General features: G+C 60.7%; 10 protein-coding genes. 4 read left to right on the top strand and 6 right to left on the bottom strand.

Annotated features, from left to right (window positions below):
• Positions 1 to 144: 144 nt before the first annotated feature.
• Positions 145 to 1,461: a Glu/Leu/Phe/Val family dehydrogenase gene (locus HDF16_RS06525; RefSeq protein WP_246408816.1), complete on the top strand. Its 1,317-nt coding sequence runs from the start codon at positions 145 to 147 to the stop codon at positions 1,459 to 1,461.
• A 62-nt stretch (positions 1,462 to 1,523) separates the two neighbouring features.
• Here HDF16_RS06525 and HDF16_RS06520 read toward each other — a convergent pair whose 3' ends face one another.
• On the bottom strand, positions 1,524 to 3,947 hold the full coding sequence (locus HDF16_RS06520; protein ID WP_184214712.1) for an ABC transporter permease: 2,424 nt from the start codon (positions 3,945 to 3,947) through the stop codon (positions 1,524 to 1,526).
• A 303-nt stretch (positions 3,948 to 4,250) separates the two neighbouring features.
• Here HDF16_RS06520 and HDF16_RS06515 point away from each other — a divergent pair, with 303 nt between their 5' ends.
• The gene (locus HDF16_RS06515; protein WP_184214710.1) at positions 4,251 to 5,657 is read left to right on the top strand and encodes an alginate export family protein; all 1,407 of its coding nucleotides are present in this window, start codon (positions 4,251 to 4,253) and stop codon (positions 5,655 to 5,657) included.
• Positions 5,658 to 5,739: 82 nt separating this feature from the next.
• On the opposite strand, the gene HDF16_RS06510 is transcribed toward HDF16_RS06515, so the two are convergent.
• Positions 5,740 to 7,455 (bottom strand): Ig-like domain-containing protein, encoded by a 1,716-nt coding sequence (locus HDF16_RS06510; protein WP_184214707.1) that lies wholly within the window; start codon positions 7,453 to 7,455, stop codon positions 5,740 to 5,742.
• 218 nt (positions 7,456 to 7,673) lie between these two features.
• On the opposite strand from HDF16_RS06510, the gene pgsA reads away from it, so the two are divergent.
• On the top strand, positions 7,674 to 8,393 hold the full coding sequence (gene pgsA / locus HDF16_RS06505; protein WP_184214705.1) for a CDP-diacylglycerol--glycerol-3-phosphate 3-phosphatidyltransferase: 720 nt from the start codon (positions 7,674 to 7,676) through the stop codon (positions 8,391 to 8,393).
• Between the two features lie 84 nt (positions 8,394 to 8,477).
• Positions 8,478 to 8,651, top strand: coding sequence for a hypothetical protein (locus tag HDF16_RS06500; RefSeq protein ID WP_184214703.1), 174 nt, complete (start codon positions 8,478 to 8,480; stop codon positions 8,649 to 8,651).
• On the opposite strand, the gene HDF16_RS06495 is transcribed toward HDF16_RS06500, so the two are convergent.
• The 4 genes from HDF16_RS06495 to HDF16_RS06480 are packed head-to-tail and all read right to left on the bottom strand — an operon-like array spanning position 8,648 to position 11,899.
• Positions 8,648 to 8,995 (bottom strand): hypothetical protein, encoded by a 348-nt coding sequence (locus HDF16_RS06495; RefSeq protein WP_184214701.1) that lies wholly within the window; start codon positions 8,993 to 8,995, stop codon positions 8,648 to 8,650. The two genes, HDF16_RS06500 and HDF16_RS06495, sit on opposite strands and share 4 nt — an antisense overlap.
• Positions 8,996 to 9,016: 21 nt before the next feature.
• Positions 9,017 to 10,570 carry a fumarate hydratase gene (locus HDF16_RS06490; protein WP_184214699.1) on the bottom strand — a complete coding sequence of 518 codons (1,554 nt, stop codon included), beginning with the start codon at positions 10,568 to 10,570 and terminating at the stop codon, positions 9,017 to 9,019.
• Positions 10,571 to 10,587: 17 nt separating this feature from the next.
• Complete coding sequence (locus tag HDF16_RS06485) at positions 10,588 to 11,124, bottom strand: Uma2 family endonuclease (RefSeq protein WP_184214697.1); 537 nt, start codon at positions 11,122 to 11,124, stop codon at positions 10,588 to 10,590.
• A 37-nt stretch (positions 11,125 to 11,161) separates the two neighbouring features.
• Entirely contained in the window at positions 11,162 to 11,899 is a 738-nt protein-coding gene (locus HDF16_RS06480; RefSeq protein WP_184214695.1) for a hypothetical protein, read from the bottom strand.
• Between the last annotated feature and the right edge of the window lie 143 nt (positions 11,900 to 12,042).

Raw genomic sequence — 12,042 nt, 5'->3', positions numbered from 1 at the left:
AGTCGTCTCCGCCGAGGCCTATACTGCGAAGTCGTCTCGCACCCATGACGTTGCGAGACGCAACTGCCGCACTTGAGGTGGACCATTATGGCCACGGAATCATTGATACCCACCAACGAAGTCAAAAGGAAAAAGGAAACGACCATGTCTGCAACTGCAAGTACCGCTCAGCCCACGACGTCTGAGCAAAAGCCGCTTCAAACGATGACCCTGGAACAGGAAACAAACCCCTGGGAGGCGCAGGCCTTCCGCTTCGACCTCGCCGCAAAAAAGCTCAACCTCGACCCCGGCATCTGGAAGGTGCTCCGCTACCCGCAGCGCGAGATCATCGTCCACATCCCCGTAGCCATGGACGACGGCTCCATCGAAGTCTTCACCGGCTACCGCGTTCAACACTCCATCTCCCGCGGCCCGGCAAAGGGCGGCATACGCTACTCGCCCGACGTCTCGCTCGACGAAGTCCGCGCCCTCGCCTCATGGATGACCTGGAAGTGCGCCGTCGTCAACATCCCCTTCGGCGGAGCCAAGGGCGGCGTGATCTGCGACCCCAAGAAGATGTCCCAGGGCGAGCTGGAACGCATGACCCGCCGCTACACCGCTGAACTGATCGAGTTCATCGGCCCGGAAAAAGACGTTCCAGCGCCCGACATGGGAACAGATGAACAGACCATGGCGTGGATCATGGACACCTACTCGATGCACATGCGCCAGACCGTCACCTCGGTCGTAACGGGTAAGCCAGTAAGCATTGGAGGTTCGAGAGGCCGTCGCGAAGCCACGGGACGTGGTATTTCCGTCGTCTGCGACTCCGCGCTGAAGTACCTCAACATGCCCGTCGAAGGCTGCCGCGTCATCGTCCAGGGCTTCGGCAACGTTGGCTCGAATGCCGCCAAGCTGCTGCACGAGAAGGGCTACACCATCATCGGCATCACGGAGTTCGATGGCGCTCTCTACAACGCTAACGGCATCGACATCCCCTCGCTCACCTCGCACCGCAAGCGCGCCGGCACAATTAACGGATTCTCCGGAGGAGAAGCCGTGGATAAAGACGAACTCATCACGCGCGAGTGCGAGATCCTCATCCCCGCCGCGACCGAGAACGTCATCACCAGCAAGAACGCAGCTCAGTTGAAGTGCCGCATCCTGTGCGAAGGCGCAAACGGCCCCACCACGGTCGTCGCGGACGACATCCTCGCCGAAAAGGGCATCTTCGTCATCCCCGACATCCTCGCGAACGCCGGTGGCGTGACCACCAGCTACTTCGAGTGGGTGCAGGACCGCATGGGCTACTTCTGGACCGAGAAGGAAGTGAACGACCGCCTCGACACGATCATGACGGCAAGCTTCGACGACGTTGTTGCGTATGCCACCGCTCACTCGGTCAACAACCGCATCGCGGCGTATATGCTCGCCATCGACCGCGTGGCTTATACAACCAAGCAGCGCGGCATCTACGCTTAAACTGTCTTGAGGCAATGGAAAGGGCGATCTCCAAGAGTTCGCCCTTTCCGTTGCTGCTCCTCTCACTCCGCCCGTAGAGCCCGCATCGGCTGCACCGAAGCCGCTCGCTGTGCCGGAATCACGCAGGCCACGAGCGCCGAAGCCACCAGCACCAACGCGACCGACGCGAAGACGGACACGTCAAACTTGCCCACACCGTAGAGCGTGCTCTGCATGCTTCGCCCGACGAAGACCGCGCCGATCAATCCCAGCGCCAGCCCAATCCCCGCCAGGATCAGTCCCTCGCGAACGATGAGTCCCACGACACGGGTTCGGTCCGCACCCAGCGCCATGCGAAGCGCGATCTCGTGCGACCTCTGTGCCACCGAGAACGACATCACGCCATAGACGCCCAGCCCGGCCAGCAGCAGCGCGACTACCGAGAAGCAGACAAAGAGCGTCAGCGTAAACCGGTCGTTCGACATCAGACGGTCGCGCACCTCTTCCATCGAGCGCGGTTCCGCCAGCGCGATCTCCGGATCGACCGAGTGCACCGCATCGGCGATGCTCTTGGTCATCGACGCCGGGTCATTCGCCGTCCTCACCGCGATGCCTGCCCCCGGCCATGGGGTCTGCCAGAACGGTATGCGCATCTCGGGGCTGTCTTCGCGCAGGTCGCCGCGCCGGATGTTGTGATACACACCAACAATCTGCCAGTCCTGCGGCGGCCCCAGCTTGGTCACGCCAGGGATCAGTTGCTCGACAGAGATACGCTGCTGCAATGGATCGGTGTCGGATAGATATTTCTTTACAAACTCCTCGCTCACCACGGCGACCTTCACGCTCGATGCGGTGTCCTGTTCGGTGAAACCGCGGCCCTTCACGATCTTGATCCCGAAGGTATCGAAGAACGCCGGGGTCGCCATGCCGAAGCCGGTATTGGGCCGCATGGAAGGATCGTTGAAGGCAGGCTTGCCAACGATAGTAAACGGCATCCCAAAGCCCGCGCCGTAGACTGGCAGTCCCGTCATTGCCGTGGACGATGTGACACCCGGAACCGCGTTGATGCGTTCGAGCATCTGGCGGTAGTAGGCGATGATCTTCTCCGGCTCCTTGGGCCGCGAGTCCGGCACGGGCAGGAAGAACGTCAGGATATGGTCGGTGCGCAGCCCGAGGTCGACGCGCAGAAGGTTCAGGAAGCTATGAATCGCCAGTCCCGCTCCAGCTAAAAGCGTGAGGGCCAGCGCGAACTCGCCAATCACGAGACCCTGCCGTAGCCGATGCCGTCCCGCACCCATGCCGGTGCGACCACCTTCTTTCAGCGTCTCCGCCGGATCGATGCGCGAGGCGTACCAGGCTGGCGCGCTGCCGAAGAGCACGCCAGCGATCGTCGTCGCGAGAAGCGTAAAGGCCAGCACCGGAACGTTCAGGTGCAGGTCCGCCTCGGTAGGCAACGTCCCCTCCGGCATGATGGCGACGAGAGTCTGAAGCATCCCATACCCAACGCCGATGCCCAGCAGCCCTCCGGCAAAGGAAAGCAACAAGCTCTCGGTCAGCAACTGCTCGAAGATGGTCCGGCGTGAGGCACCCATGGCGCTCCGCACTGCAAGCTCCTTCTGCCGGGCCATGCCGCGTGCCAGCAGCAGGTTCGCAACGTTTACGCAGGCAATCAGCAGGATGAATACAACGGCTCCTAGCAGTAGCCAAAGCGTCTGCTTACGCTCGCTGGGCATGAAATCGTTCTTCAGGGGTTCGACAAACGATCCCCAGCCCTTGTTGCTTTTGGGGTTATCCTGAGCGATTTGCAAGGACACGGCATCCATATCTGCCTGCGCCTGCTTCACAGAGATCCCCGGTTTCAGTCGCGCGTACGAGAGAAGCCAATGGAAGTCGTGGTTCAGCTGTTCCGGCTTGAAGGCCAGTGGCACGGTCACCTGCGCCTGACCGCGATCGAGGACCCCCGGTGCCAGCACCCCCACAACGGTGTAGGGTTCGCCATTGATGCGCATGGATTGCCCCACCAGCTTCGGGTCCGCTCCGAGGTGCGACCAAAGCTTGTGCGTCAGGATCACCTCGTGATCCTTCCCTACCTTGCCCTCCTCAGGCAGGAAGTCGCGGCCCAGAAAAAAGGGTATTCCCAGCATGTTGTAATAGCCCGGCGTAACCTGCTCGCCGTCGATGTTCTCCGGTTGCTCCTTGCTGGCGATGTTGAAGGCTCCACCGGTGAAGGCGTTGATGTCCGTGAAGCTGCGGTTCATCCGCTTCCAGTCGGTAAAGTCGCCTGCCGAAATACCGTTGTGAAAGGTCTGGATCTTCGACCAGACCACCACCAACTGATCCGGATTAGGGTAGGGAAGCGGCGCCAGCAGTGTGGCGTAATCGACAGTAAAGATCGCGGTGTTGGCGCCAATCCCCAGCGCCAGCGTAAGCAGAACCGTGATCGTCAGGCCCGGGCTCTTCCATAGCAGCCGGACGGTGAACTGCAGGTTGCGGATCAACTTTGCCATCAAACGGCCTCGGGGGTGGTCCGGGTCTGGAGCAATTTAGGAGTGCTTTGTTGGGTGGACTTTCCGCCAGTGAGAACGATATCCGCCAGAGCCTATTTATTTCAAGTGAGCGTGCAGAGCGCCAGATCCGAGGCTTTCGCGACGCACGAAGGAATCCCCTGCCCGCTTTGGGCCATGACTACTAAGTGCTACCCCGTTCCCTGCAAATTACCCCTGTTTTGGCCGATAAGGAAGAGCTCGAAAACCATGCCCGCACGTTGGCGAATCGATAGCTGCCATGTCGCAGCAACGGGAGACTCAATCATGACGCGTACATTTCTGTCTGCACTCCCTACTTCAAGGAGACGGTTCGCGACCATAGCGTTCCTCCTTGCCCTCTTCGTTCTTTCCTGTGTTCGGGCCGGGGCGCAGACCTCCTATGCCGACTATCCGCAGAAGCGCGGCAAGACCGAAGGATTCGCCTGGAGTGAGTTGCCAAAATGGATGACCGTTTCACTTGAGACGCGCAGCCGCACCGAAGGCCAGACCTCCTTCAGCTACGTGCAGAATGCCGATCGTACCTACGATCTGACGCGCGCCCTCGGCAGCGTAGAAGTTCGCCCGACCAGCCACATCACCGGCTATATGCAGTTCATCGACACCCACGCGCTGGGGCTTCCGTTGCATACGGTCTCTTCCAACATGCGCGATGTCTTTGATCTTCACCAGGGCTGGTTGAACGTTCATGGCACCGCAGGCCGCGTGCCCATCAGCGTTATCTCTGGACGGCAGGAGCTTCGGTTCGGCAGCGAACGCATCATCGGCGTAAGCGACTGGAGCAATAACAGTCGCACATGGGACGGCTTCGATCTCCGCATCGGTGATCGCAACCGTGTCGATCTCTTTAGCACCTCTGTCGTAACGGTGCACCCGTCATCGCTGGACACCCACGGAGCGGGCCTCACATTCCACGGCGCTTATGCGCAGCTCACGCACTTCATTCCCCGCGTTCACCTGTCTCCGTACGTCCTGTTTCACGACGTCCGCGGCGTGACCAGCCTGCAGGGAATCAAGGGCAACGAAGTGGAGACGACCTTCGGGTCAGAGATCCAGGGCAAACTTCCGGCGCGCTTCTGCTACCTGGCAAATGGATCGCTGCAACGTGGAAGCTACGCGAACGACTCGATTCACGCGGGTCAGGCACTGGCTAAGGTCTACTACAGCGCGCCCGCATCGATCTTCTGGCAGCCGCGTCTCGGCGTGGAGTACAACTACGCCACGGGCAACGACCACAGCAACCCGCTGCGTTACGCCACCTATGACCAGCAGTATCCGTCGAACCACAACGCCTTCGGCAACGTGGACCTCTTCGGCTACCAGAACATGCGCCAGGAGCGGATCAACCTCGACATCGCCCCGGCACCCAGCTTCACCATCCTTGTGCAGGGCGGCTTTCTGAACGTGGCGGAGCGGAAGGACAGCGTCTACTCCAGCTCGGGCAGCGCGACCATCAAAGCGCCGACGGCAGGATTTGCCTCGAACGTCATCGGGCAGGAGCTCGACGTCACCGGCAAGTATGTCTTCCACGATTATCTCGTCGCCAACGTCGGCGTCGGACACCTTTTCCCCGGAGCTCTGCTGCTGCAAAACAAGCACGGCGCAGCAGAGACGATTGGATACTTCGGACTTACGTACCGCCTTCGAGTAGATCAGGTGAAGGCGGATCGCTAGCCCGTAAAGGGTATTTGGGCTGGGAGACGCAAACATGCGCTCCCGGCCCCTTTTTTGCTTATCCGGGTGGAGATCGCCAGACTTATAGCTTTACAGAGATTGCTACGCTGGTAGTTACGTTTACTGCGGTTGGATCGGTTGCGGAAGACGCTCCGGTCCCGGTCCCGTTTGCCGACGACGTTCCATTCACCTTTAGCGTATAGCCGCCGGGCGGCGTTCCGAAGTCCGTACAGTTGCCTCCGCAGCCATTCAGCGTGAGCAGACCACAGGCGAATACGAGCGCCAGCAGCGGCCGCATCCATCTCGTGATGCGACACCGTCGCGGTAGTACCAGAACGAGCAGCCCCGCCAGCAATGGACCCGCATAGCGCACTGCGGACGACGAACCATGCAGCGCAGCGTGTCCGGTGAAGTACGGTATGCTCGAGCCGCAATCGTGCGGTGCCATGGTGCTGAAGGCGAGCGTCGTTGAACCTCCGCCGGCAGGGATGACCATCTCGCCGAAGGTGCAGGCGGACTCCGTGGGGAGATCGCCGCAACTGAGCGTCACCGGCTGCGAGAAGCCGCTGATCGCGGTGACGGTCACCGCCAGAGCGGCCGTCTGGCCCACGCCCATCGCAACGGGCGAGGGAGTTACCGTGATCCGATATCCCGGCGGCGCCTCCGTCAGAGGATGGTTCACCTGCTGCACGAAGGTTGGCGAGACGCTTGCAGCGTTCGAGCCATCCCCCGAATACGCCGCCGTGATGCTGTGCGATCCAAAGCCCAGCGTCGAGATCGTCGCCTGAGCCACGTACTGGCTGCCCTTCTGGACGATGGGCTGCGTGGCGAAGATCACATTGCCGTCGCGGAAGGTGACCGTTCCCGAGATGTTGCCGCTCAATCCTGAGGCGCTGGTGATACTGGCGGTAAACGTTATGTTGTCACCGGTAGCGGAGGGATTAAGGCTCGAAGTGATAGCAGCGATCGTCGGTGGCGGCACGATCTGCTGCTTGAACACGGGCGAATCGGCTGCGGGGTAGAAGTCCAGACCGCCCGCATAGGCAGCGGTGATGTTGTGTGTTCCCAGAGCAAGTGTTGACGTGGTGAAGTTGGCGGTGCCGGTGGCGCTTAGAGCGATGGGAGTAAGCTGCGCGCCGTCCAGGCTGAAGACGACCTGCCCGGTAGGAATCGCGCCGTAGCCGCCGGTCGCGGTCGCGGTCAGCGTCACCAGCGAGCCCAGCGTCGCTATCTGCTGCGAACTGCTCACCGCAACCTCAGAAGTGTCCTTTGACACCGAGACCATGACATCACAAGTCGGGCCGGTAGTGCATGGCCCCACATTGGTGTCGAAGTTCGGAAGAGACGACCCGGCGGGGAAGGTCAAAGTCGCCGAGAGCGTATAGGTGTCGACATCGAAGATGGTGCTGTTCGCCGGGCAGGCGAGGTCAATGCCAATCTGCACGACGCAGATGGGGAGTCGCCCGGTGCCACTGTCCTTGTAGATGGTGATCGTGCCGGAGGTGAGATCGCCCGGGCTGTAGGCGATGACGCCATCAAGGATCTGCCCATAGGTCAGCGCGATCGAGGGAACGTAGATGTTGTCCGAGAGGATGTTTGCCGGGCAAGGATAAGTGGTCGATCCATCCACGCAGAGGTTCAGACTCAAACTGGGACTGTCGGGCGAGCCTGGTGAATCTTTCGCCGACGAGGCTGCGGGGCGGGCCTTAATATGCCCGGGAGCGCCCTGCGCCAGCCCGAAGACTGTGCAGAGCAGCAGACCGAGAATCAGCGCGAGATGGGGAGCTCGGAAGGGCAAGGAGATCGTACCTTTCAGGCGCTCCTGCGAGGCAGGGCGAATGCGATCAGCACCACGGTATCACGCAGAGTGACGCCCGATTCCCGGTACAGATCGTGCCGTGCGGAGGAAATCGAACGTCCCGCGCCGCGATGTGACAGAATGCTCTTATCTGCCTCCGCGCTTCCCGGTCATTTACTTCGGGAAAAGCGAAGGCGGGGCCGGACTCTGATGACGCCATGAACCTCCCCAACTCCATCACGATGAGCCGGGTCGCCAGCGTTCCTCTGCTGATCTGGATTCTGTCGCGCGGCTTCCCGTTCCAGGGGCACGGGCACTCCGGCCTGCTCGGCGGGGAGCAGGAACTGATTGCGTCGATCGTCTTCATCCTGGCCAGCATCACGGACGGCCTGGACGGTTACCTCGCCCGTAAGCGCAAGCAAATCACAACCATGGGCATTCTGCTGGACCCGCTGGCAGACAAGCTGATGGTCTCGACCGCATTTATCATCCTGGTCGCCTACACACCCGGACTGGTGCCGCCGTGGATCGCGGTGCTGGTGATCGGTCGCGAGTTTCTCGTCTCCGGGCTGCGATCGATCGCGGCCGCAGAAGGCTTCACAATTGAGGCGTCAGAGATTGGAAAACTGAAGACGGTCATCCAGATCGTCTCGGTCGTTGCCTCCATCCTGGCGCACCGCTGGGACTACTGGCTCTGGTTCCCGAACTTCCATGGCGGATATGTCGTCGGCGTACGCTTCATCGCGCTCACGGCGATCTACTGGATGTGCATCGTCTCGATCATCTCGGCGGTGGACTACTTTGTAGGCTTCTGGAAGAAGATCGACCACGCTTCGGACGACCGCCGTGCTCAGAAGAGCTTCGTGCTCTCGCGCAAGGCCAAGCCTGCGGCGCCGGTGGTGCCCTCGGGTCCGGAACGGACCTCGCACATCAGCTGACTTTCAACTTCAGGCGGATTCTCGAGCGTGGAGTGAAACGGTTCGCATCCTCCGGCCACAATGAAAGCGAATCGGAGAACTCTTATGTCTGAACCCTTGCACTCCTTTGTCGTGTCGGTAAGCTGCATCGTTGGCGTCGCTATTCTCATCCCCGTGCTTGAGTCGTTAGTACGGATGATTCGCCGTAGCTCGACGAACCTGGACCAGCCCGAAGTCGTTCAACTTACCCCCGTCCGTCCGCGCCGCCGCGGATTCTAGGCGCTCTGCGAAGAGGCCTCAGTCGAACCGGATGAGTCTATTCCCGGTGAGGCATCGTTGAAGAACGACTGGAGCCAGGGTCCGCAGGAATAGAGCCATCTCGCTGCAGCCAGCCACAATACGGTCCGCAGGACGTACTCGCCAAGATAGGTGAGTTCGAGACGAAGGTAGTGACCAGTTGCCACGCTCTTGCCAATATCGTTGCCTTCCAACTTCAGTTCATACATGTAGTGGCGGATCGAGACGATCATGTGGGGGAGCGAAAGTACGTCACTTACCGCCCACACAAAGAGATAGATGGCTAAAGCGCGGGCCGCTATCTGAACGCATTGGTCCCTGGTCATAGTCTGCCTTGGAATTGCCGATTACTGACCGAGTATAGCGACACCACCCAGATCGCTGGTGTGGTTTGCGGCAATTCGTGCCTTCCACTCCGCTGGCCCGGTGTTGTGGACGCTGGTGCCTTTGGAGTCGACGGCGACGGTCACCGGCATATCGACCACCTCAAACTCATAGATAGCTTCCATGCCCAGGTCTTCGAAGGCCAGAACGCGCGAGTGCTTGATCGCCTTCGAGACCAGGTAAGCCGCTCCGCCAACGGCCATCAGGTAGACGGCTTCGTAGTCCTTGATCGCTGCGATTGCTTCAGGCCCGCGCTCAGCCTTACCAATCATGCCGAGGAGACCAGTGGCTTCGAGCATCTGCCGGGTGAACTTGTCCATGCGGGTCGCGGTGGTAGGGCCGGCTGGGCCGACGGCCTCGTCGCGGACGGCATCGACCGGGCCGACGTAGTAGATGAAGCGGCCCTTGAAGTCGACGGGCAGCTTTTCGCCGCGGTTCAGCATGTCGGTCATGCGTTTGTGGGCCGCGTCGCGGCCAGTCAGCAGCTTTCCAGAGAGCAGGACGACCTCTCCGGGCTTCCATGTCTTCACGTCGTCATGCGTGACTGTATCCAGGTTCACGCGTCGCGCGGTGTGGACGTCGTAGACCAGCTTCGGCCATGCTTCGAGCGGCGGCGGATCGGCCATCACCGGACCTGAGCCATCGAGCCGAATATGGAGGTGTCGGGTTGCGGCGCAGTTTGGAATCATCGCCACGGGAAGGTTCGCCGCGTGGGTGGGGTAGTCCATGATCTTGACATCGAGCACGGTGGTGAGGCCGCCGAGCCCCTGCGCTCCGATGCCAAGAGCGTTCACCTTTTCGTACAACTCGATGCGAAGAGCTTCGATCTTGTTCTTAGGGCCGCGTGCGACTAGCTCCTGCATGTCGATGGGATCCATCAGCGACTCCTTCGCCATGACCATCGCCTTCTCCGCCGTGCCTCCGATGCCGATGCCCAGCATTCCCGGAGGGCACCAGCCCGCACCCATTCCGGGGAGCGTTTTGAGCACCCAATCCACGACCGAGTCCGAGGGGTTGAGCATGGCGAAGCGGGACTTGGCTTCAGAGCCGCCGCCCTTGGCTGCGACCGTCACGTCCACCGCGTCGCCTTCGATGAGTTCGACAACGACCATCGCGGGGGTGTTGTCGCCGGTGTTCTTGCGGGTGAAAGCGGGATCGGCGAGCAGGCTGGGACGCAGCGTGTTGTCGGGGTCTTTCCACGCCTGACGGACGCCCGCGTCGACCATCTGCTGCATGGTCATCATCCCGTGCTTGGACGAAGGCTCCCACTGGACGGTCATGCCGACCTTGACGAATGCAGTGACGATGCCGGTGTCCTGGCAGATGGGCCGGTGGCCCTCGAAGCACATGCGGGAGTTGATGAGGATCTGCGCGATGGCGTCCTTCGCTGCGTGCGACTGTTCTAGCTCATAGGCGCGTGCGAGGTTCGCGATGTAGTCGACGGGGTGGTAGAAGCTGATGTACTGGAGCGCGTCCGCGACGCTCTGGATGAAGTCGTCCTGCTTGATGAGTGCCATGGAGATGAGGTTACTGCTTAGGCATCGAGCGTGGCAAAGACCTCGGTGACAGACAACTCGACCTGCGTGCCCGGCAACTTCAGAATCCCATCCGTGTGCCCAGTCATCCTGCTGGACGTGCAGATATGGGCCGTGCGGGTCGACGGATCGAAGATCCAGATTTGTGGGACGCCCATGTCGAGGTAATCCTGCGAACGCTTCCGCATGGCCTTCAAACTATCTCGTGGCGAGAGCACTTCGATGCAGAGCAAAGGCGGATGAAGGATGACGGGTTCGCGCTTGCGGCCAGCTTCAATAACGCACACATCGGGTATGCGGACGCGAGTTGGAGAGACGCGCATCCGGGTCTCGGTGACCACGCGGATCGCCCATTCCTTCTGCCGGATGCGCAGGAGGGTTCCTATCTCCAGTTGCAGGTCGCCATGGTCGAATTCGCCCAAGTTCCGCTCCTCGATGTATCCGTCAACGTAATCGACATCGGGCCGGTAATCGGTGTTGAGGTATTGCTCGATCGAGATGAGACTAGAGACTGCGGTTGTGCTGGCTGCGGCCATGCTGCACCTCGCTGCGCCTTATTATGCTCCCAACTGCTTACTTGAGCCGGCCAAACCTGTAGACAACGCCCACGTTGAACCCAATGTTGGTCTGGAAGGTTCCAATATCGTGTCCGCCGGTGGCGAGCGGGCCAATCGCTGTCGTCCCGACGAAGGTCGTTCCGGCAAAGGTTGGCGTGAAGCGGAAGGCCAGGTTGGGATAGAAGTTGTAATCGAAGTTCACGCCTGCGGTGATGACGGGCCGGTTGGTGGACTTCCACATACCCACCGTCTCCGAGGCCGTGCCCTTGTTGCCGCCGCTGAAGTTGCCGATGGCGAGGCCGCCGGTGACGACGGCGCTGACGGCGTACTTCTCTCGCATGTAGAGGCGATAGGTGGGACCGCCCGAGAACATGTACTCGTTGATGAGCGGACGGAACTGGCCGTTGAGCGCGAAGGCGTTGGGGATGTTGGCGTTGCCGTAGGAGCCGCGCACGTCGGCGGTGATGCCGAGCTTCGGGTTCAGGAAGTAGGTTCCGCTGGTCGCCCAGGTGACTTCATTGTTGCGCTTCAGGTATTCGCCGGAGCGAAACCGAAGGAAGCCACCGCCGCCGGCTACTTCATAGCGGTGGGTGTAGGTGTCCTTGATGGTGCGGTTGACGCGCGCCTGCCGGTTCACGTTGGTCTCGCGCCGCTGCCGTTTGGACTGTGCCTGTGTCGTGATGCTTCCTGTTGCCATGGCCGCGACGGCTAACACTGCGGCAAACCACTTCGTTCTGCTTCCGAAAACAAACATCAAGAATGTACCCCTGCAAAGACCTTCGTTTTAAAGCGGCATTTTATAGCCAGCTTCTTTTGATACGTTTGAGCGAGTGCCACACTCCGGAGACAGATCTCCAGTGGGCCTGAACGCACAACTTCATTAGAACATCCCATGGC

Source organism: Granulicella aggregans (assembly GCF_014203275.1).
Lineage (GTDB): Bacteria > Acidobacteriota > Terriglobia > Terriglobales > Acidobacteriaceae > Edaphobacter.
The sequence above is the reverse complement of the archived record's forward strand: the minus strand, read 5'-3'. Positions and strand labels throughout refer to the sequence as shown.

Coding starts and splice junctions, on each gene's coding strand:
- HDF16_RS06525 (WP_246408816.1), top strand. CDS start 145: ATGTCTGCAACTGCAAGTACCGCTCAGCCCACGACGTCTGAGCAAAAG.
- HDF16_RS06520 (WP_184214712.1), bottom strand. CDS start 3,947: ATGGCAAAGTTGATCCGCAACCTGCAGTTCACCGTCCGGCTGCTATGG.
- HDF16_RS06515 (WP_184214710.1), top strand. CDS start 4,251: ATGACGCGTACATTTCTGTCTGCACTCCCTACTTCAAGGAGACGGTTC.
- pgsA (WP_184214705.1), top strand. CDS start 7,674: ATGAACCTCCCCAACTCCATCACGATGAGCCGGGTCGCCAGCGTTCCT.
- HDF16_RS06500 (WP_184214703.1), top strand. CDS start 8,478: ATGTCTGAACCCTTGCACTCCTTTGTCGTGTCGGTAAGCTGCATCGTT.
- HDF16_RS06495 (WP_184214701.1), bottom strand. CDS start 8,995: ATGACCAGGGACCAATGCGTTCAGATAGCGGCCCGCGCTTTAGCCATC.
- HDF16_RS06490 (WP_184214699.1), bottom strand. CDS start 10,570: ATGGCACTCATCAAGCAGGACGACTTCATCCAGAGCGTCGCGGACGCG.
- HDF16_RS06485 (WP_184214697.1), bottom strand. CDS start 11,124: ATGGCCGCAGCCAGCACAACCGCAGTCTCTAGTCTCATCTCGATCGAG.
- HDF16_RS06480 (WP_184214695.1), bottom strand. CDS start 11,899: ATGTTTGTTTTCGGAAGCAGAACGAAGTGGTTTGCCGCAGTGTTAGCC.